Source organism: Agarivorans sp. Z349TD_8 (assembly GCF_050870825.2).
Taxonomy (GTDB): Bacteria; Pseudomonadota; Gammaproteobacteria; order Enterobacterales; family Celerinatantimonadaceae; genus Agarivorans.
Genome location: NZ_CP194037.2, coordinates 3,726,672 through 3,747,388, shown reverse-complemented (window position 1 = coordinate 3,747,388; position 20,717 = coordinate 3,726,672). Strand labels below are relative to the sequence as shown.

Here is a 20,717-nt window from a genome sequence, read left to right as displayed (position 1 = left end):
ATTAGTGGTACCCTGAACAACTTGAATTTAATCGCTTTTCTTCTGGCGAACAATGGGGGCATCACCCATATCGGTGCCAACATCAAAGGTTCGATTCGATTTTATTACTTTGTCTTTTTTAATTGTGCCGCGCTTTTTGTTCGCCGCAGGCTGGGCTTTGTGTTTCATTTGCTTCTTCGTTGGTGCTCGTAAGCCTTTAAACTTGGCCTTTAACTCAGCCCCTTCAAGTAGGCTAAAATCAACTTTTTGTTCCAATAAGGCTTCTAAGCTTTTAAAGCTCTGCCAATCTTTTGGCCCTATCAAGGAATAGGCGGTGCCTGAGTTACCCGCGCGCCCGGTGCGACCGATACGATGCACGTATTCTTCCACATGTTTTGGCATATCAAAGTTGATGACGTGGGAAACTTGCACAATGTCTAAGCCTCTAGAGGCTAAGTCGGTGGTAAACAAGACTTGTTGATGGCCGCGACTAAACTCATCCATAATTTTGTTGCGAGCCCCTTGGTTGAGATCTGCATTCAAAGCCGCACATTTTAAGCCTTGTTGGTTAAACTCTTCGGCCAAGCGCTGAGTGTCGGCACGAGTGGCGGTAAAGACAATGGCTTGTTTTAAATGCGCCTGTTGCAGTAAGTGGCTTAACTGTAACTGTTTTTGTTCCAAGTTATCGCTTAATACAAAATGTTGGCTAATGTCTTGGTGCTGAGTAAAGCTAAAGCCAACGGCAATCCGCTCTGGCTCATTAAGCAGCTTGAGGGCGAAAGAGTTAATCGCAGCATCATCTAAAGTGGCCGAGAACATCAAGGTTTGACGTTTACGATGGTTGGCTGCTTGGTCAACAATATTTAATTGTTCGGCAAATCCGAGATCGAGCATTCGATCGGCTTCATCTAGGATCAGCAGTTCTAAACCTTCTAGATATAAATGACGTTTACTCAAATGGTCTGCTAAACGACCGGGGGTGGCGACAATAATATGTGGGTCTTTGCGCAAGACTTTACTTTGATCATTAAAATTCTCTCCACCGCTGATTAAGCAGGCTCGCGTTTGCGTATTGGCAACCAGTAGGCGCAGTTGCGCAAATACCTGTTTAGCTAGCTCGCGAGTAGGAGTGAGGATCAAGGTCCGAGGATCTCGTTTGGAAAGTGCTCTGGTTTTTAACATCCGCTGCATTGCGGGTAGCAGATAAGCTAAGGTTTTACCGGAGCCTGTCTTTGAAGATGCGAGCAGATCCTTTCCTGCAATGGCTGCTGGAATCGCTCTAGCCTGTATTTCGGTTGCCTCGGCAAAGCCAAAGTGCTCAATGGTTTTATTTAAGCGAGGATCTAAGCCAAGTTCGGAAAACTGCAAGTTGTTACTCTCATATGATGAATGTGTGTTGATTATAACCGTAAAGCGGAATGCTTACCTAAAGGATTCATAGCCATGGGGTTAATTTGTTGGTTTATCGCGCGATTGATTGACTATCAGGCTGGGTTTGATGAATGAACCTTTTTGGTTACATATCAATTTAACGACGGGTTGTACTTGCCTGTATTGGCTCATGTTGCGATAGTTATCAATTAGGACAGAGCTCTTTATTGATGGATCGATCATGAACACAAATCAAAATATAAGTGAAAAACCCGCTTGGCGATTTTCTTTTCACATTCACCTGGTGTGCGTAATGATGTTTATGTTGATTATGAGCGGCGTGGTGATAGGGGCGCTCAATTATTACCATACCAGCGATATTGTGAGTAAAAATCAGGCCCATGCCTTTGAGCAAGTTGGGAACGCTACGGTGTCTGAATTAGAGGGGCTTATTTATCCGGCGCAGCATTTCATCCGCGATTTAGCGGCACTGGATTTAAGTATGCAGCAGCTTGATCAACAAGAGCTGCGTTGGTTACCGATGCTGTATGCCAGCCTGAACCAGCAGCGGGGCTTATCGGCGGCTTATCTGGGGTATCAAAACGGTGACTTCTATTTAGTTCGTCCGCTGGATACCCTAGAAAAGCATCGCCAACTAAAGGCGCCCTTAGGCGCTGTGGTATTAGTCACCAAAGTGGTGGCGGGAAAATCGAGTTTGACTTTTTATAACAAAAAAATGCAGACCTTAGTTGATTCGCACACCCGAAATTATCAGTTAGATCCTCGTGAGCGGCCATGGTATCAGCTGGCGATGAGTAAGCCTGGTTTGGCGACAACCAAACCCTATGTGTTTTATACCACCAATGAGGTCGGGGTGACCCTCGCCACCGCAAATACCAGTCAATCGATGGTCGTAGGGGTAGATATTACACTGGCCAGTGTATCTTCCAGCCTGCAAAAAAATATTATCAGTGGATCTTCGCAGTTGGTGATGTTTGATCAAGATTTTTCGGTATTAGCCCATCAACAACCGTCGTGGATTAGTGAACACTTGCAAGTGAGTGACGCGGCGGTGGTTTTACCAAAACTTGAACAGCAAGACTTAGGGGTACTGTCTTGTTTAACCAAGCAAGCGAATTTAGTTTCTGGAGAAAGCTTCCTGTTTGACTATCAAGATCAACAGTGGATGGGAAATGTGATCGAATTGAAGCTGGCGGGGGCTCGCTCTGGGAATGAACAAGGCTTAGAAAATCTGTATTTAGGTTTGGTCACTCCTGAAGATGAGCTGTTAATGGACGTAAGAGCGATACGTGATCAGTCGGTCATATTTAGCATTATCATTATTTTAATTTCGCTACCTGTTGCTTGGTATGCCTCGCGCTTAGTTGCTACGCCGTTACGGGCGTTAATGAAACAAAGTGAAGCGATCATGGCCTTCAATTTCGATGCCACTGTACCCGTGAACTCGGTCGTATTGGAGGTGGATCAGCTGAGTAAAATTACCGAACAATTAAAGAAAACCATTCAACAGTTTGCCGATGTTTCAACCATGCTCGGTGAGGAGAGTAACTTCTCTCGCTTATTAGAAAAAAGTGTCCAAGAGATGCAAACAGTGGCGAACATGAACAATGGGGCCATATGGTTGAAGCAGGATCAGCAATTTGTGTTGCAAACCCAATCTGGTAATACCATCTCTTTGCCCAAGCAGTTTGACTATGTTGATAGCTTGTCACAACCTCTCGTAAAGCATTTGTTAGATGCTACGACGACTGCCACCAGCAAATTCGAACGTTTGAATTTTCAACAGCAAAACTTGAATTTAGTCGTGTCGCCGTTAATTAATCGTCAACATAAGTTGGTCGGTATTATTGCCACTTTTGGTTTCGAAAATACCGAAGTATCTTCTCGAGTCCTGTCGTTTATCGACGCCTTGAGTAGTGTTGTGACGATTGCCATTGAAAACAGTCATTTAGTGGAATCACAAAAGCAATTACTTGAGTCTTTCATTCGTCTGACCGCCGGTGCAATTGATGCTAAATCGCCATATACCGGCGGGCATTGTCAACGCGTCCCCGAGTTAACAAAAATGTTGGCGAGCGCTGCGGTTGCGCAACAACAAGGGGTGTTTGCTGATTTTTCCATGACTGAGCATCAGTGGGAAGAACTGCATATCGCGAGTTGGTTGCATGATTGTGGCAAGGTCACAACCCCTGAGTATGTGGTGGACAAAGCCACTAAATTGGAAACCATCTATGATCGGATCCACGAGTTAAGAATGCGCTTTGAAGTGGTAAAAAGAGATGCACAGCTACGTTATTGGCAGCAAGTTGCTGATGGAATTAGCCAGCCAGAGCAGGAGCGTCTTGCGCAACAGCTAGCGCAGGAACTGCAGGTGTTAGACGATGAATTTGCTTTTGTTGCCAAGTTGAATATTGGCGGTGAATTTGTTGGTGTAGATGACATCGAACGTTTAGAGAGCATTGCCCAACGAACTTGGTTGAGAACATTAGATGATCGTTTAGGTTTATCTCATGTGGAGTTAGAGCGTCGTAGTGCTGAGGTATCGCCACTGCCTGTTAAAGAGAAGCTGATCGATGATAAACCAGAACATATTATTTATCGGCGAGAAGATGAAAAAATTGCTGATGATAATCCTTGGGGTTTTAAACTTGAGGTTCCTAAATATAAATATAACCGCGGTGAACTCTATAATTTGAGCATTGCACGCGGCACTTTAACGGAAGAAGAACGCTATAAAATTAATGATCATATTGTGCAAACCATCATTATGTTAGAGAAATTACCTTTTCCAGATCATTTACGGCGGGTTGCCGAAATCGCCGGTGGCCACCATGAAAAAATGGATGGCAGCGGTTATCCCAAACAGCTGATCAAGTCTCAAATGCCTTTCACGGCCCGGATGATGGCGGTGGCGGATATATTTGAAGCTTTAACCGCCGCTGATAGACCCTATAAAAAAGGTAAAACGTTGAGTCAGTCGTTGATGATTATGTGTCGCATGTGTGAAGATCAACATATTGACGCAGATGTGTTCCGTTTGTTCTTAAGTTCGGGGATCTATCTTGATTACGCCAAGCATTATTTAGCTCCAGCGCAAGTTGATGAGATTAACGTTGATGATTATATGCCACAAGGCGTATAAGGCTTCGACAAGTCATGATTTGCTCACTCCGGTGATTCTTTGTGAGTAAGTGACTCGTCACCAACGACAATATTCCGTCCAGCACTTTTTGCGTGATATAACAATTCGTCGGCATAATTGAGCTGAGCTTCTAAATGTTCGTGGTGCTGGTTGGTTACGCCAATACTGACACTGATCGATAATATTTGGTCGTTGTAGTAAAAATCAGTGGCTGCCACTTGAGCTCGAAAAGCATCGAGTAATTGATAAGCCTGATCGTTATTTAATCCGGCTAAGGCGACATTGAACTCTTCGCCTCCAGTTCTAGCGAACAAAAAATTTGTTAATCCTGACTTTAGTAGGCGGGCGAAGTGAACTAACACCGCGTCGCCAGCTTCATGTCCATATTGATCATTAAAATTTTTGAAGTGATCGATATCGAGCACAGCTATTGCAAGTGGCGAGCCTTTCTGAAGAGCCTTTTGGTGTAGTTTTCGGCCATGTTCAATAAAATAACGTCGATTGGGGATGACGGTTAAGTAATCTTGATAGGCTGCTTTTTCTAGTTTTTCGACCAAGGCGAGAGTATTTAGGCAGTGGTTCACCCGACATTGAAACTCTTCAATGGAAAAGGGCTTTGGCAGATAATCATTGGCACCATTTTTAATAAATTTACTTGATACTTGGGGATCATCCGCCGCAGAAAGTCCTAAGATGCTGATCCGTCGCTGAGTCATTTCGTGACGGACTTTTTGGACTAATTCAAAGCCATTTAAGTGTGGCATTTGGTAGTCACAGAGCAGTAATTTAATCTCAGGTTCCTGTTGCAAAAGTTGATACGCACTTGGTCCGTCTTCGGCTTCAAATACTTGGAATAATTGGCGTTGCAGTAAACTGCAAATGTGTTTCCTTGCTAAGCCAGAATCTTCGGCAACCAGTACTTTAGTATGGCGATTTTGATAGAGTCGATTAATTGAATCGAAGGCAAGTTGGTAGGCATAACGACCTTCTTTTAATACATAATCAACCACACCTTTATGGATTAAGGATTGGCTCTGTTGATTAAATGAGCCTGAAAGAACAACGGTTGGTAAACCTTGTTCAAGTAAGTAATCGATGAGTTCGCCATTAGGGGCATCGGGCAAATTGAAATCAGCGAGAGACGCAAAGAAATGCTCTGGGTGTGCCGAATACGCTTGTTTTGCCTGCTCGAAGTCGGCGGCAAAAACAGGAACTAAATCACGAAGCATCGGTGATAGATGACGTAGTATTTTTAAAACTGTGGCACTGTCTTCGACAATGAGTACTTTTTGCATTGTATGACTTCCAATAAGCGCTTGTTTGATTGTAGAGTAAGAGAGCTTAAAGTTTAGTAAATGACCCAAGTTTTTCTCAATATAAATACCAAGGGCTGGTTGAAGGTGGCCGTTTGGAGAGACGCTTGCTCTTCAATGTATAATGGCCAGGAGCTGCGCTTGTTGTGCTTGTCGCACCATGGTTATGGGCCTTGGAACAACAGACTATGATTGTGAAAAGTAATCGTTGTGAAAGCTTTATTTGCTGCGTGATTCAGCAGTTTCACTCAGCTTGCTCTGTGACTCTCTGGAGCGGAGATATTGGGCTTGTGTTTGTAGATAGTATTGTTCAGGAGGGAATGTGATGTATTGGATGGAGTTTTTGACCGTAGTCGTGGTTCATTTATTGGCTGTTGCTTCACCTGGCCCAGACTTGGCAGTGGTATTAAAGAATAGTATTGGCGTGGGGCGGCGGGCTGCCGTTATGACGTCGTTGGGGGTGGGCTGTGGTATTTTGATTCATGTGGTCTATTCGGTACTTGGTATTGGTTTGGTGATTTCACAATCTATTTGGTTGTTTAATGTAATCAAATGTTTAGGTGCCGCTTATCTATTATGGATTGGCTTTCATGCCTTACGTTCCAAGGCTCGAACCGAACACGATCTTCACCAGACTGCGCCCGTAGAACTCAGTGATCGCAGCGCCTTTATCAGTGGTTTTATGACCAATGGTTTAAATCCTAAAGCAACCTTATTTTTCTTGTCATTATTTACCGTGGTGATTAGTCCTGCAACCCCGATGTTAGTTCAAATAGGCTATGGTTTATATATGGTTATGGCCACCGCTTTGTGGTTTATGATGATCTCTTGGTTGTTTAGCACTCAGCGAGTCAGGCGTAAGTTTTTGCAAGTGGGTCATTGGTTTGATCGCAGCATGGGGCTGGTGTTAGTGAGCTTGGGTATTCGCTTATTGTTTAGTAGTCAAAAGTAAGTCGAGGTAAGTTAGTTTTATGGGAGCGCTATGAGTTTAGTTGGATGGATAAAACTACTAAAAAAACGTTGGCAGACCTTACGGCCTTGGCAAAAGATAACCAGCTATTTAGCGCTCACTTTTATATCGTATTTGTTGTTGTCTCTTACTTTCTTGCCATGGCTATTGAAACAGCAAATTGAGAGCCAACTCAGTCGCAGTAGTGGCCATCCGGTCTCAGTGCAAGCACTGAGTTATCATCCTTTAAAGCTTGCATTAACTTTACGCCAATTCTCTTTGGCCGAATTGGCGGTTCAGCCATCTCAACCCCTGCTTGGTTTTGAACGACTGTATATTGATTTCAGTCTGAGTTCCCTATTTTATTGGCGCTGGCAGTTTGACAAAGTTGAGCTCGATGGCTTGTTTGTTCATTTGAGTCGCTTGCAAGATGGTCGTCTGAATATTGATAGCTTGTTTGCGACAGCCGCTGAACCCGAAATAGAACCAACGGATATCTCTGGTCGCAGTTTACCAAGGTTTGGATTCGGGAAATTTTTGTTACGTGATGCGAGTTTGCGGATCAGTGACTATTTACCTGAGCAAGCAGTAGATTTCGATATTTCGGAAGTTTCTTTATCCTTACAGAATTTCTATAGCCAAAAAACCGGTGCGGGCGTTAATGCTTACCAAGTGAATGCTCAGATTGGAGATAAGGGGCGCTTAACGTGGAACGGTTATGTGGACTTACCCGCTTCGCAAATCTCTGGTGATGTGAGTTTAGAGAACTTTCAGTTAGCCAATGCGTTCGCCTTTGCTCGTCCTTATACTGATTTGCGCATCACTCAGGGCAATTTACAACTTAGCACTCAGTATTTAATTGATTACCAAGATGATTTTCAATTGACTACGGAGCAGGGCCAGTTGCTTATTGATACGCTGAGTTTACAGGCGCTGCAGCAAACCCGTAGTCATTTAGCGCAGCTTAAATTAAAAGGTATCGCGCTCGATCTGCGTCAACGGCAGCTTGGCCTCGGTGACATCCAAATTAGTGATGGCATGTTTAAGGGGATGCTTGATCAACAAGCGCATTTAGACTGGTTGTCGTGGTTTCATTTCGATAGGTTATTGGCGGAAATGAGCGGGGCGGCTGAGGTCGAGCCAGCGAGGTCTATCAGTAATGCGCCAGAGGCAGCTGTTAAGCCTTGGGAAGTGAGCTTTTCCAGTGTGTCGTTGCAGCAGTTTGCCTTGAATATTGATGAACAGTGGCAGGCCGAAAGTAAAAATCATTTACTGTTGTTACAGCAATTACAGCTCGGTGCTTTTTCCAGTGCAATGAATCAAACCACAGATGTGCGTTTGGCGGCCCAACTTTATGGTGAGAGTCCAATTCGAGCCGAACTACAGTTTCAGGGGCCTAAACAGAAACTAAATGGCCAACTGAGCATCGCTAATTTGTCGATAGCCGAGCTGCAAAAGTGGTATTCCCCTTGGCTTCACTTACCTTCGGCCAAGGGCAAGCTGGCTTTTAGTAGCCGGTTATCCATTGATCTGAATGACTTCATGAGTTTTACCTCTCAGCAAGGTCGGTTGGAGCTCTCTGAGTTGAGGGTGTTAAATTCGCCGCATGATGGCGCTAAAGCTTGGATCATTTGGCCAACATTGCAGGTCGAAGATATAGGGGTCGACCTTGCCACACGCCAAGTTCAAATTGACAGGGTCAATAGCGAAGGTCTTAATTTGTCGATGAGTGTCGATCAAGACGGCCATTTCGATGTGCTTGAGCAGTTGCTGGTGACTCAGACATCATCGCAGAGCTCTCCTCATTTAGAGCCTGCTGCGATTTTAAGGGATAAGGCCAGCGATGATGGCTCTGAACCTGACTGGCAAGTACGGATTAAACAGGTTCATGCGCAGAACTCCCTGTTGGCTTTGAGCGAAGTTTTTTCGGGGCAAGCATTGAGCCATCACTGGCAGATCAAAAGTCTTAATGTAGGCCCTCTGGATTCGAGTTTGGCACAGCCGGTGAATGTTTCGGCAGCGCTGAGTGCACAACAAGGTGGGAAAGTGCAGCTGCAAGGGCTGGTACAATTAGCTGAGCAACAGGCTCAACTTGACGTCACGCTTGATGCACTCGCGCTAAATCATTACCAACCCTATATCGCGCAATACTCCGAATTGGAACTTATTTCGGCCAAGCTAAGTTCACATTTACAGTTAAGTTTAAACTGGCAACAGGCTTTTGCGTTGGCGATGCAAGGTGAGCTTGGTGTAGATGACTTGCAGTTACAAGATGCGCGGACTCAATCTGAGCTGTTAAAATGGAATCAATTGAAGCTGAGTCACCTCGAGTTTAATAGCGCCGAGCGGCGCTTGGCCTTGGGTGAACTGAGTTTTATCAAGCCGTATTTCCTGGTGGATATCGATGAAGATTTTTCGACCAACCTGAATGGCCTTATTAAGCCGATTGAAGCGGCGGAGCCTGCTAAAGTGGCTCGTCATAGGTCAACGGAATCGAGTGTTTCCGAAGAACCAGACGATTGGCGGGTGAGTATCGAAAAAACCGAATTTAGCGACGGTTTGGTCAATTTCACTGACCGCTCATTAAAGCCTAATTTTTCAGCCGATATCGAACAGGTTTCTGGTCATATTGGTCAGTTAAGCCAAGCGCCTGGTATGGCTGCCGAAGTGGCGTTGAGCGGGCAGGTTGATGGTTATGCACCGGTAAATTTTGTGGGTAAAGTCGCCCCGTTAGCTACCGAGCCAACTTTTGATGCGGAGCTCGATTTTAAACATCTAGAATTAACCCGCCTAAGTGCTTACTCCGGGACTTATGCTGGCTATGTGATTGAGCGTGGGCAATTGTCTTTATCTCTCGCTTATCAGATGGAGAAGAATCGGCTACAGGGCAATAATCAGATTTATATCGAACAGTTACAGTTAGGTAAGCGCACTGACAGTGAGAAGGCCACTTCATTGCCGGTTTCTTTGGCTATTGCTTTACTGGAAGATGATCAAGGGGTGATCGATCTCGGATTAAAAGTTAGTGGCGATGTGAATGATCCTGAGTTTAATGTTGCTGGTTTAGTGTTTAAAGCCTTGGGGGGCGCGCTGACTAAAATTGTCACGTCACCCTTTGCCATCATCGGCTCTTTAGTTGGCTCTGACGAAACCTTAAATCATTTTAGCTTTGCGGCTGGTAGTAGCCAATTAAGTGAGAGCCAAACTCAGCAATTAGCGCAATTAGTGAAAGGTTTAAATAAACGACCGCACCTAAAAATTGCGTTAACAGGAACGGTTGAAAATGCACAAGATGTGCCAGCCTTAAAACGTCAGCAACTTGCATCTTTGTTGATCGAAGCATCGGGTTTAACGCTGCCTATCGAGCAAGTTAATTTAAGCTCGGTATTAGAGGATACGCGCTTGCGCAGCGCATTAGTGAATTTGGCTCAGCAAAATATAGAAGAAAGTCGTCGAGAGCTCGATCGACAAACCTTGAGTCAGAGTTTAAAAGAACAGCAACAGTTAAGCCCTGAACATCTCAATCAACAGTTACATAGCCTTTGGTATCAGTATCTGGTGCAAAAGATGACGGTGAGCGAAGCGCAGTTAGAAACTTTGGCCGAACATCGAGCTATCACCGTGAAGGATGCCTTAACCAAACAATATCAGTTGCCCAATGAGCGCGCCTTTGTACAGCGCCAAACCTTAGATAAACAGCCTTCAGCGATGATAGTGACGCTGAGTGTGATTGCGGATTAACAGGGTCTTGGGCTTGCGTTAATTAAGGGGGGGCGGATAATAGCGCTCCGTTGTTAAGGAAGCCTGTCATGCAGACTCTAGTTTTAGTCGCCGAACATCCCGATTTTTTAGTGCTTAATAAACCTTGTGGACTGAATTTTCATACTGAAGATGGTGCGCTGGGCTTGGTTGAACTTGCCAAGCTGCAGTTTGCAATGCCGCTGTGGCCAGTGCATCGTTTAGATAAACTTACATCGGGCCTGTTATTGTTAGCGAAAACCAAGCAGGCTGCGAGTGAGTTTCAAGAATTGTTTAGCCAAGGTCAGGTCGATAAATATTATTTAGCGATTGCCAGTGCTAAGCCAAAAAAGAAACAAGGTCTGATTAAAGGCGATATGCTGAAGGCGCGTAACGGCAGCTGGAAGCTGGCAAAAACCAGCAATAAACCCGCTATCACTCAGTTTTTTAGTTACGCGGTGCAGGCTAAGCGGCGTTTGTTTTTGCTTAAACCTCGCACCGGACGAACTCACCAATTGCGAGTCGCTCTAAAAAGCTTAGGTTCACCAATTTTAGGCGATCAGCGTTATGCTGGAGAGGCAGCAGAACGAGGTTATTTACACGCCTATGCTTTACATTTTGTGTGGCATGGTGAACCACAAAGTTTTATTGCTGAAGAAAATCTCGATGGTGAATTTGCTGCTACGGCGATGGCAGAGCAAATTAGACTGTTGGCTAAACCTTGGGATATTCCATTTCCACGCCTTGGAGCGAATTGACGGTGATCCGTCAAGCTTAAGTTTTCATCAAAAGCGAAGACTTTAAATCTGGTTGTGGCTCAGCGATTCGCTGGGTCGATGTTGTTTCGTTGATCGATGGGGTCCTATCTAAACCGTTATTGGTTCGCGGCATGGGCAAAGCTTGATAGGGAAACGAGTGAGCATGGCTTGCTGTAGTTGAATGGTTGATGCCTAAGTGCAGAGCCTTTCATGTGGCTCTGCACCTAGCTTTAATACTTAAACTTTAAGCTTTTTCTCCTGAGCCGATTGAGGTCTCATCCTCGTCGATGTCACTTTCACCAATGCCTTTCATACGAGCAATCAGTAAACCGGTAATCACCAGCGTGGTCACACAACCAGCAATGGTTGAGATGGTCATCGGTAAACCAAAGCCTAGCGTGCTTGAGTTTAAGATGAACGTGAGAACCACGGTGGTCATAAACATTGCGGGAACAGTGCTTACCCAATGGAATTTGTTATGGCGCAGTAAGTAAGCACTGGCGGTCCATAACATCATCACTGCGGTGGTTTGGTTAGCGAAACCGAAGTAGCGCCAAATAATCCCGAAGTCGACTTGGGTGAGAATGCCACCAATCACGAAAATCGGAAGGGCGATCAACAGACGATTTCTAATTGGTTTTTGTGATAAGTTGAAATATTCGGCCAGAATCAGACGGCTGGAACGGAATGCTGTGTCGCCTGAAGTAATCGGCAAGATCACCACGCCAAGGAAGGCTAAGATCCCACCAAACACGCCTAATAAGCCAAATGATGCATCATATACCACCTTACCTGGACCACCGCTAGATACTGCGGCTTGTAGCGCGTCAACTGAGTCGAAGAAAGACAGAGCAATGGCACACCAAATCAAGGCAATCACCCCTTCACCAATCATGGCACCATAAAACACAAAGCGGCCATTGGTTTCATTTTCAACACAACGCGCCATCAGCGGAGATTGAGTGGCATGAAAACCTGAAATTGCGCCACAGGCGATGGTAATAAATAGTGCGGGCCAAAGCGGTAAATCTCTAGGGTTCATGTTACTGAACATTTGCGATACTTTGTAGTCACTCATCAGCGTGTGTTCGCTGGAGAACGCTAAGGCAGTTACCAGACCAACCGACATAAAGATCAGTAGTGCGCCAAATAAGGGATAAAAGCGGCCGATGATTTTGTCGATGGGAACAATGGTTGCAACGATGTAGTAAATAAAAATTAACGAAACCATGGTACCAAGGCCGAGATTAAGGCCCGCTTGGTCGTTAATCAGATTGGTTAACATGCCAGCGGGGGCGGAAACAAACACTACGCCCACCAGTAGCAGCAATACAATGGCAAAGATATTCATGAAATGGCGAGCGGTTGATCCGAGGTAGCGACCCGATAACGCGGGGACAGAAGCCCCACCGTTGCGTACCGATAACATCCCTGAGAAATAGTCATGTACTGCGCCAGCAAAGATACAGCCAATGACGATCCACAGCATCGCTGCCGGGCCGTACAATGCGCCCATAATCGGACCGAAGATTGGGCCGACACCAGCGATGTTGAGCAGTTGAATTAAATACACTTTCTTCTGCGACATTGGCACGTAGTCAACGCCGTCTTGTTTGGTATAAGCGGGGGTTTTCCGTTGTTGTTTAACACCGAACACCTTCTCGATGAAAGCGCCATAAATGAAGTAACCGCCGAGCAGTGCTGCGACGCAGAATAAAAACCAAAGCATGTCATCCTCTCAATACTTAGTTGTAATTACGCCTAGTGTAAGCAAGTCATTAGATGGATGCCGTCGTGCTTTGAGTGAGTGGTCATATATAAGAGTGAGTGGTCGAGAGAAGCTCTGAGTGGCGGCAATAGTTATTCTTTGGACGTCGTCGCGATACTTCGTTTGAGAGCACTCAAGTGAGTTTATCCGATACGGTTTTCTATCAAATCATGGGGCTAGGATGGCGGTTTAAGTCGTCATTCTCTCGCATTCATGTCCTTGCCATTGGCTCGTTATTAGATTCTAATTATCAATCGCTTATGATCAATTGTGTTTTTTCTATAAAAGACTCCCCTTGATTAATATACGGCTACGCTATATGAACTTAGTTAGGTTCATCTAAGCTCCTCTGCACATTTTACTTCCATTAAAATGGAATTCTGCCTCGGCAGGTTGCTCATGGGTTATATACATAGGAATGAAAATATGAATATTGCAGTACTCACTTTTGATGGATTTAATGAATTAGACTCATTCATTGTCGCGGGAATTTTGAATCGGATGAAAGAGTCTGGTTGGAACGTACAAATCACCAGCCCTAGTGAATCCGTCACGTCGATGAATGGTGTCAGTATATGTTCTCAGCAGCCTTTAGAGTTTGCAAATACCGCAGACGCAGTGTTATTTGGTAGTGGGCTGCTGACTCGAGATATTGCGAAAGATAGCGGTTTGTTATCAAGGTTAAAGCTTAAGCCACAAAGTCAGCTAATTGCTGGCCAGTGTTCGGGAACATTGCTGATGTCGGTTCTCGGTTTGTTAGATAAAGTCCCAGCTTGTACCGATTTGACGACCAAGCCTTGGGTCATTGAGTCGGGTGTGGCTGTTTTAGATCAGCCGTTTTATGCACAAGGCAATCTGGCTACCGCTGGTGGTTGCTTATCATCGAAGTACCTCGCAACATGGGTTTTATGTAAGCTGGCAGGGCTGTCCCAAGCTGAATCCGCAATTCATTATGTTGCTCCGGTTGGTGAAAAAGAAAGTACCGTGAAACATTGTATGTCACTGGTTAGTGCGTATCTGTAGTCGAACGACAAAACTCACATTCAACTATGTGTTGTTGGGTATGAACGTTCAAATAACTCGCTGATTAGCGTTGTGCATCGCAATTTTAATTCAATTGCCCTACATTGCTTATAAGCCGAAGTGTTCTTTAATGGCTTTAAAATAGCGACGGCTCACTGGTAGTTGATTGCCGCTCTTGGTGGTTAACAGGGCGCCACCATGTTCTTCCAAGCTAAGTTCTGAAATTGCATCAAGGTTCACCAAGTGCTGGCGATGGCAGCGTAGTAACGGAGATTTTTCTTCCAGGACTTTGAGCGTGAGTTGGGTATGATTTAAGCCTTTAGCGGTTGCGACATGCACACCACTTAAGTCACAGGAAGCGTACTCGACATCTTCTAAACGGATCAATTTGACGCGCTGGTTGAAATAACAAGGGATCAGGCGTAGCGCCTGATCTTTGAGCAACTTTTGATAAGCGTGAGGTTCTTTAGCGAGTGGCGGGGTATCATTGCCCTGTGTATTGAAGCGTTGTGTTAAGCGAACAATCGATTTTGCTAAGCGCTTGCTATCGATTGGCTTGAGCAGGTAGTCGACCGCATTTTGTTCGAAGGCATCAACGGCAAACTGATCGTAGGCGGTAACAAAAACAATTGCTGGCGGCTCCTCGTTATCGAGCATGTTGGCCAGTTCAAGACCACTAATTTGAGGCATCTCAATGTCCAGAAATAGCACTTCCGGTTTGAGTTTTTTAAGATTTTTTAAGCATTCAATGGCATTGCCAAATTGGCCAAGCAGTTCGATTTGTGGGTGAGCTTGCAGCATTTCGGCAAGCTCTTCACGGGCCAAGGGCTCGTCATCAACAATAAGGGCTCTCATGAGCTTGGCTCCTGGGGCAGCGAAATAATGACTCGTGTATACTGATTCAGTTGGCATTCTACTTGTAAAGCGTAAGCGCTACCAAAGGCGTTACGTAAGCGGGTATCCACGATGTGCATACCTAAGCCATCACTGCTGGCCTGTTCCTGCTTTTGGTACAAGCCTGCATTATCTTCGATAACCAATTGTTTTAAGCCTGCCTTCACTCGACTGTAGATGGTGATTTTCCCTCTATCTAAGAGGTGAGCGGTACCGTGTTTAATTGCATTCTCGACTAAGGGTTGCAGGGTAAATGTGGGCAGCTCTAGTCTTAGAAAATCATCAGCGATGTGTTGTTCCACCACTAAGCGGTCGGCAAAGCGAACCTGTTCAATATGCAGGTAAGCATTCACATGTTCAAGTTCGACACTCACAATACTGGTCTGAGAATTACGCTTTAGGTTGATCCGTAAAAATAGCGCTAGATCGGCAATCAATTCGCGCGCGGCGCTAGCATCACGTTTCACCACCGCACTGATGGTATTTAATGCATTAAACAAGAAGTGTGGATTAATTTGGGCGCGTGCTAGTTTGAGTTCGGCTTCGGTGAGTAGCTGTTGTTGCTGTTGCACATGGCTATCACGTAGTTGTTCGGCAATCACTTTCGCAATTCCTTCCCCCAGCGTTCGGTTGATATGTAGGAATAGCCGCCGTTTGGATTCATACAGTTTTACGGTACCTATTACCTCGTTGTCACTCCCTCGGATTGGCACCACTAAGGCTGAACCTAATGGACATTTATCGTGACGACTGCAGCGGTAGGGCTCTTCTACGCCATCGGCAAATACCACTCTATTTTCACTAATGGCTCGATGAGTTTGCTCAGAGGAAATTGGACGCCCAGCTTGGTGATGGTCTGAGGCTAAGCCAATGAAAGCTAATACTTTTTGAGTATCGGTTATTGCCACCGCCGATACGCCCGTTTCTTCGTGAATAATATTGGCAATACGCACCGCATCATCTTGTTTAAAACCGTGATGGAATATCCCGACCATGCGTTGTGCAATGATCAGTGCCTTGGCCGAAGAATGACTACTAAATTTATCATATAGGTGGCGACGGTCACGGATCATCATCATAAATAGCGCGGCGCCAACGGAGTTTGCTAAAACCATTGGAATGGCAATTTTTTCAACTAAGTCTAGTGCTTGATCAAACGGCTTAGCAATGGCTAGGATCAGCAGCATTTGCATCGTTTCGGCTAAAAATGTGGCAATAAAAGCAATGCTGGGGGAAAAAATATGCTCGTTGTGGTGACTTCTACGGCGGATCCATAGATGGAATAGTCCGCCAACCAGGCCTTCGAAGGTTGTTGATACGGCGCAAGCTAGGTCGGTGAATCCACCCATGGAATAACGATGGATACCGCCAGTTAAGCCCACCAGTAAACCTAAAATAGGCCCACCAAATAAACCGCCCAGTACGGCTCCAACTGCTCGAGTATTGGCAATTGCGTCATCAATACCTAAACCGAAGTAAGAGCCGAGGATGCAAAAAACCGAAAACAAACAGTAAATGGTAAAGGCATTGGGTAAGCGTGGCGACAGATTCGAAAGCGGTAAAAATGCGGGTGTTTTACTGAGTAAGTAGGCGATTACTAAAAAGACGCTCATTTGTTGAGCTAACGATAATAGGAGAGAAAAATCGCTGATTATCATTGATGATGAGCGCCTCGGTTGTTGGCGGAAGGATATATGTTTTTTTTCTAAGATTACAGGATATTAGCATACTGTTTGCAGCAAGCTATAGGACTAAGCACATTCTTGGTGAAAGCTTGTGGCAACAGAGTCATGTTTGTCTGCTTGCAAATGGTGTAAGCACTGGTATGGTGATGGGTTTTCATAATAATTAATCCCCTTAAGGGGAAGGAATGTGTGGACGCAACGCCACCGGAGTATAAGAGCAAATGCAAAACGATCCGATCAACGATATTAATATTTCGTCAGAACAAATCTTAATTACCCCAGAACAGCTTAGAACAAAGCTCCCTGCCTCACCAGAAGCGCTCAAGTTTGTGCTCGAATCACGTAAAACCATTGCGGAGATCTGCCATCACCGCGATCCTCGGTTATTGGTGATTACTGGCCCTTGTTCTATTCATGATCTAGACCAAGCAAAAGAATATGCGACTCGCTTAAAAAAATTACATGATCAGTATCGGGATCGTTTGTTTATTGTGATGCGGGTGTATTTTGAAAAACCACGTACCACCGTGGGCTGGAAAGGATTTATTAATGACCCACATATGGATAATACTTTCGACGTGGAAACTGGCTTACATAACGCCCGTGAGTTGTTGACCTGGACAGCGGAGTTAGGCTTACCAGTCGCAACCGAAGCCTTAGACCCTATTAGTCCTCAGTATTTATCTGAGTTATTCTCTTGGGCTGCAATTGGTGCGCGTACCACGGAGTCACAAACTCACCGTGAAATGGCGAGTGGCTTATCGATGCCTGTTGGCTTCAAAAACGGCACCGATGGCAATCTTGGAACAGCGATTAACGCGATGCAATCGGCGGCACATTCACATCGCTTTATGGGGATAAACCAGCAGGGGCAAGTGGCTTTGTTGCAAACCCAGGGTAACCCTGATGGACACGTGATTTTACGCGGTGGTAAACAGCCAAATTATGATTCTGTGAACGTTGCCTTAGCCGAACAGGCGATGGTTAAAGCGGGTTTAAGTCCGAGCTTAGTGGTGGACTGTAGTCATGCAAACTCGAGTAAGAATCACGAACTACAGCCTTTAGTGGCAGAAAATGTGATTAATCAAATTGAAGAAGGCAACAAATCAATTATTGGTTTAATGTTAGAAAGCAACTTGGCTGCAGGTAACCAGCCAAGTGAAGCACCTAAATCAGATTTAAAATACGGTGTATCAGTAACCGATGCTTGTATTGATTGGGACTCTACCGCCACATTATTGGAAAAAATGTTTAATGAACTTGGCGATAGCTTAGCCAAGCGTTTGGCATCTTAGAAGACGGAAACGACATGGTTCAAGCTCTAAATCTGTTGCGTGACCAAATTGATGCGGTTGATCAGCAACTGCTTGATTTACTGCAGCAACGAATTCAATTGGTGCATAAGGTTGGTGAAGTTAAAACCCAACATGGTTTACCCATTTATGCCCCCGATCGTGAGGCTGCAATGTTGGCCAAGCGCCGTGAAGAAGCGGCGAATAAAGGCGTTCCTCCAGCCTTAATTGAAGACGTTTTACGCCGGGTCATGCGTGAATCTTATACCAGCGAAAAGGACAGCGGTTTTAAAACTGTGAAACCAGCGCTGGGCGGGATCGTGGTCATTGGTGGTCGAGGTCAATTAGGTAGCCTGTTTGTGCAGATGTTTCGCTTATCGGGTTATCAAGTGGATGTGATTGGTAAAGATGATTGGGAGCAAGCGCCCGCGCTGTTTGCTAACGCTGGCCTAGTGCTCGTGTCGGTACCAATTAATCTGACTGAGCAAGTGATTTCCCAGTTAAGTGAGTTGCCTGCCGATTGTGTATTAGCGGATATCACGAGTATTAAGGCGGCACCCTTAAATCAAATGCTCGCGGTGCATCGAGGGCCGGTGGTGGGTTTACATCCAATGTTTGGCCCGGATGTGCCGAGTTTGGCCAAACAGGTGGTTGTCTATGCCGATGGTCGTGGAAGTGACAGCTATCAATGGTTGTTGCAGCAGATGCAAATTTGGGGGGCTCGCTTACATGCGGTGGCTGCCGAAAGTCATGATAAAGCGATGACTTTGATCCAATCGTTGCGTCACTTTACCTCGTTTGCCTATGGTCAGCATTTGGCTGAAGAAAATGCCGATTTGCCGCTATTGCTGGACTTAAGCTCGCCTATCTATCGTTTAGAATTGGCGATGGTGGGACGTTTGTTTGCACAATCACCAGATCTTTACGCCGATATTATTATGGCCTCAGAGCAGAGTATCTCGATGATTAAACGTTATCATCAACATCTGGGACAGCTGGTGGATTTGGTTGAACGTAAAGATCGAGATGGTTTCATCGCGTCTTTTGAGCGTGTTAGTCAATGGTTTGGTGATTACTCTCAAGAATTCTTGCAAGAAAGTCGCAGCCTGCTACAACAAGCCAACGATAGTCGCCGTTTATAAGTTCGATTTATCTAGGTTTTATCCGAAGCCAGTCTATATGACTGGCTTTTTATTCGGTTTTATCCCAACCTGAATTTGCTTGTGATTGCGACAGGCTTAAGCGGTTTTCGGTTTGGCAATTTTTTGCTCCAACCATTTTAATGCATCTGTTCTATGAGTGAAGAATTGCACGGTTTCATGGCCTTCTCGGTAGGTTTTTTTTAAATGCCAAACTGCCACATCACAAATGTCTATATCAGAAAGCACGAAGGCGGTGGCAATTCGGCCACGTTGTTTATCATCTTTTAACCATTCGATCAGCACATTGGCTGCCTCTTCCGTATAAAAAGTATCGCCATGAAAGGTCGCAAGTACCGCCCAAGGCGCACCGAGTAATTGTTGATGTATCGGTTTGGCTTTCATCGCGCCTTGTTGCAAGAGAATGAGGTTCCAGGGTCCGGTCCCTTCAATCTCCATAATTTTCCCATGAACGGAGAACGTCATGGAACCATGTGGTTTAAGCAAAGTGACTGACTCCAGCAAAATTATCTGTCGGAAATGGCGATAGCTCTGTATGAACTTGAACTGGGGATAAAAGCATTGTGAACAATGCGGTTTATGCCATGTTCAAGTTAACTTATCTTGAGTTACTCGTTTCAGCAATAGCCGCGTGAAAAATCAACCCTGGGATGTGCATTCAATCTCCATATGATGGTTTGCTTAACGGTTATTGAACCAAGTGAGTATTTATTTCGCAGTGTTTTAGTTGAGCACTCAATGACTTTTTAAGTTGATTAATACACCAGGATTTGGCCTGTCCCATGGGATCTCTTTTCCAAGCCATAACCACATCAATGGTTTTATTCGGACCAATCATGACCAGCTCTTTAGAATGCAGATAGGGCTCTATCATAAAGTAAGGCAGAGTTCCGATCCCCAAGCCTCGGATAATGGCTTTCACTTTACTATGGAAGTCTGAAACGCTAAGAAACTGTTGGCCATCTAAAATGTTGTGGTTCAGTGGTGGGAGTTCTCTAGCACTATCGGCCACACTAATGATGCGAAAGCTTTGGCGGGTTTCAGGCGTTAAAGGATCGAAGGCCTGGTGAATCGGATGTTGGGGAGCCGCAACCCACACCATGTCTATTTTACCCACCTGAGCGACTTTCGTTTCAACGGGCGCGCTTAACGAGGGTGTTGCAATAAGAATATCCGCATGCTCATAGCGAAGCGCTTCCCAACAGCCTGCGAGTACTTCTTCACGTAGAATTAATTGGGTATTGGCAATTGATGCGAGAGACTCAACTAATGGGAACAATGCTTCACAGCCAATAATGCCATCGTAAGCAATGGTTAACTTCGATTCCCAACCATTGTTTAAGGCATTGGCTTCTAACACCAAATCATCCGCTGCTAATAACAACTGACGGCCGCGTTCTAACAAGAGTTGTCCTGCCGCGGTAAACTTTGCTTTATGGCCAGAGCGATCAAAGATCATCAGGTCGAGTTCTTGTTCTAGTTTTTGAATTTGATAACTTAAACTGGATACAGAACGATTCAGTTGCTCTGCTGCAAGAGAGAAACTGCCATAGCGCTCGATAAGATCAAGCATCATAATGCTGCTTAATGAGAGGGGCTTTTTCACGACGGATCCTTTAAGTTT

At 45.1% G+C, this 20,717-nt stretch carries 14 protein-coding genes; 7 read left to right on the top strand and 7 right to left on the bottom strand.

Annotated elements, in window-relative coordinates:
• Positions 1 to 27: 27 nt before the first annotated feature.
• Complete coding sequence (locus ACRRS1_RS16900) at positions 28 to 1,347, bottom strand: DEAD/DEAH box helicase (RefSeq protein WP_432467330.1); 1,320 nt, start codon at positions 1,345 to 1,347, stop codon at positions 28 to 30.
• Between the two features lie 244 nt (positions 1,348 to 1,591).
• On the opposite strand from ACRRS1_RS16900, the gene ACRRS1_RS16895 reads away from it, so the two are divergent.
• The gene (locus tag ACRRS1_RS16895) at positions 1,592 to 4,513 is read left to right on the top strand and encodes an HD domain-containing phosphohydrolase (protein ID WP_432467331.1); all 2,922 of its coding nucleotides are present in this window, start codon (positions 1,592 to 1,594) and stop codon (positions 4,511 to 4,513) included.
• Positions 4,514 to 4,536: 23 nt separating this feature from the next.
• Here the strand turns inward: ACRRS1_RS16895 and ACRRS1_RS16890 are convergent, their stop codons facing one another.
• A complete protein-coding gene (locus ACRRS1_RS16890) occupies positions 4,537 to 5,808 on the bottom strand; it encodes a GGDEF domain-containing response regulator (protein ID WP_432467332.1) in 1,272 nt (423 codons plus the stop codon).
• Between the two features lie 343 nt (positions 5,809 to 6,151).
• On the opposite strand from ACRRS1_RS16890, the gene ACRRS1_RS16885 reads away from it, so the two are divergent.
• The 3 genes from ACRRS1_RS16885 (at position 6,152) to ACRRS1_RS16875 (ending at position 11,271) form a co-directional block, all read left to right on the top strand.
• Positions 6,152 to 6,778, top strand: coding sequence for a LysE family transporter (locus ACRRS1_RS16885; protein ID WP_432456150.1), 627 nt, complete (start codon positions 6,152 to 6,154; stop codon positions 6,776 to 6,778).
• A gap of 30 nt (positions 6,779 to 6,808) precedes the next feature.
• Positions 6,809 to 10,516, top strand: coding sequence for a DUF748 domain-containing protein (locus tag ACRRS1_RS16880; RefSeq protein ID WP_432467333.1), 3,708 nt, complete (start codon positions 6,809 to 6,811; stop codon positions 10,514 to 10,516).
• Between the two features lie 68 nt (positions 10,517 to 10,584).
• Positions 10,585 to 11,271, top strand: a complete 687-nt coding sequence (locus tag ACRRS1_RS16875; RefSeq protein ID WP_432467334.1) for a TIGR01621 family pseudouridine synthase — start codon at positions 10,585 to 10,587, stop codon at positions 11,269 to 11,271.
• 244 nt (positions 11,272 to 11,515) lie between these two features.
• On the opposite strand, the gene ACRRS1_RS16870 is transcribed toward ACRRS1_RS16875, so the two are convergent.
• A complete protein-coding gene (locus ACRRS1_RS16870) occupies positions 11,516 to 13,000 on the bottom strand; it encodes a carbon starvation CstA family protein (protein ID WP_432467335.1) in 1,485 nt (494 codons plus the stop codon).
• Positions 13,001 to 13,465: 465 nt separating this feature from the next.
• Here ACRRS1_RS16870 and ACRRS1_RS16865 point away from each other — a divergent pair, with 465 nt between their 5' ends.
• Entirely contained in the window at positions 13,466 to 14,062 is a 597-nt protein-coding gene (locus ACRRS1_RS16865; RefSeq protein ID WP_432452039.1) for a DJ-1/PfpI family protein, read from the top strand.
• Between the two features lie 108 nt (positions 14,063 to 14,170).
• On the opposite strand, the gene btsR is transcribed toward ACRRS1_RS16865, so the two are convergent.
• Together btsR and ACRRS1_RS16855 are read right to left on the bottom strand one after the other, a co-directional pair.
• Entirely contained in the window at positions 14,171 to 14,917 is a 747-nt protein-coding gene (btsR, locus tag ACRRS1_RS16860) for a two-component system response regulator BtsR (protein WP_432467336.1), read from the bottom strand.
• Entirely contained in the window at positions 14,914 to 16,569 is a 1,656-nt protein-coding gene (locus tag ACRRS1_RS16855) for a LytS/YhcK type 5TM receptor domain-containing protein (RefSeq protein WP_432452041.1), read from the bottom strand. Before ACRRS1_RS16855 ends, btsR begins: the two co-directional genes overlap by 4 nt.
• Positions 16,570 to 16,862: 293 nt before the next feature.
• Between ACRRS1_RS16855 and ACRRS1_RS16850 the strand changes: the two genes are divergently transcribed.
• Positions 16,863 to 17,936, top strand: a complete 1,074-nt coding sequence (locus tag ACRRS1_RS16850; RefSeq protein ID WP_432452042.1) for a 3-deoxy-7-phosphoheptulonate synthase — start codon at positions 16,863 to 16,865, stop codon at positions 17,934 to 17,936.
• A gap of 14 nt (positions 17,937 to 17,950) precedes the next feature.
• Positions 17,951 to 19,075 carry a bifunctional chorismate mutase/prephenate dehydrogenase gene (gene tyrA, locus ACRRS1_RS16845; RefSeq protein WP_432452043.1) on the top strand — a complete coding sequence of 375 codons (1,125 nt, stop codon included), beginning with the start codon at positions 17,951 to 17,953 and terminating at the stop codon, positions 19,073 to 19,075.
• A 96-nt stretch (positions 19,076 to 19,171) separates the two neighbouring features.
• On the opposite strand, the gene ACRRS1_RS16840 is transcribed toward tyrA, so the two are convergent.
• Both ACRRS1_RS16840 and ACRRS1_RS16835 read right to left on the bottom strand, forming a co-directional pair.
• A complete protein-coding gene (locus ACRRS1_RS16840) occupies positions 19,172 to 19,531 on the bottom strand; it encodes a hypothetical protein (protein ID WP_432467337.1) in 360 nt (119 codons plus the stop codon).
• Between the two features lie 250 nt (positions 19,532 to 19,781).
• Positions 19,782 to 20,699 carry a LysR family transcriptional regulator gene (locus ACRRS1_RS16835; protein WP_432452045.1) on the bottom strand — a complete coding sequence of 306 codons (918 nt, stop codon included), beginning with the start codon at positions 20,697 to 20,699 and terminating at the stop codon, positions 19,782 to 19,784.
• Between the last annotated feature and the right edge of the window lie 18 nt (positions 20,700 to 20,717).

What these genes read in the sequence shown, in the direction of transcription:
- ACRRS1_RS16895 (WP_432467331.1), top strand. Translation starts at nt 1,592, where the DNA reads ATGAACACAAATCAAAATATAAGTGAAAAACCCGCTTGGCGATTTTCT.
- ACRRS1_RS16885 (WP_432456150.1), top strand. Translation starts at nt 6,152, where the DNA reads ATGTATTGGATGGAGTTTTTGACCGTAGTCGTGGTTCATTTATTGGCT.
- tyrA (WP_432452043.1), top strand. Translation starts at nt 17,951, where the DNA reads ATGGTTCAAGCTCTAAATCTGTTGCGTGACCAAATTGATGCGGTTGAT.
- ACRRS1_RS16840 (WP_432467337.1), bottom strand. Translation starts at nt 19,531, where the DNA reads ATGGAGATTGAAGGGACCGGACCCTGGAACCTCATTCTCTTGCAACAA.
- ACRRS1_RS16875 (WP_432467334.1), top strand. Translation starts at nt 10,585, where the DNA reads ATGCAGACTCTAGTTTTAGTCGCCGAACATCCCGATTTTTTAGTGCTT.
- ACRRS1_RS16865 (WP_432452039.1), top strand. Translation starts at nt 13,466, where the DNA reads ATGAATATTGCAGTACTCACTTTTGATGGATTTAATGAATTAGACTCA.
- ACRRS1_RS16890 (WP_432467332.1), bottom strand. Translation starts at nt 5,808, where the DNA reads ATGCAAAAAGTACTCATTGTCGAAGACAGTGCCACAGTTTTAAAAATA.
- ACRRS1_RS16855 (WP_432452041.1), bottom strand. Translation starts at nt 16,569, where the DNA reads ATGAGCGTCTTTTTAGTAATCGCCTACTTACTCAGTAAAACACCCGCA.
- ACRRS1_RS16870 (WP_432467335.1), bottom strand. Translation starts at nt 13,000, where the DNA reads ATGCTTTGGTTTTTATTCTGCGTCGCAGCACTGCTCGGCGGTTACTTC.
- btsR (WP_432467336.1), bottom strand. Translation starts at nt 14,917, where the DNA reads ATGAGAGCCCTTATTGTTGATGACGAGCCCTTGGCCCGTGAAGAGCTT.
- ACRRS1_RS16850 (WP_432452042.1), top strand. Translation starts at nt 16,863, where the DNA reads ATGCAAAACGATCCGATCAACGATATTAATATTTCGTCAGAACAAATC.
- ACRRS1_RS16880 (WP_432467333.1), top strand. Translation starts at nt 6,809, where the DNA reads ATGAGTTTAGTTGGATGGATAAAACTACTAAAAAAACGTTGGCAGACC.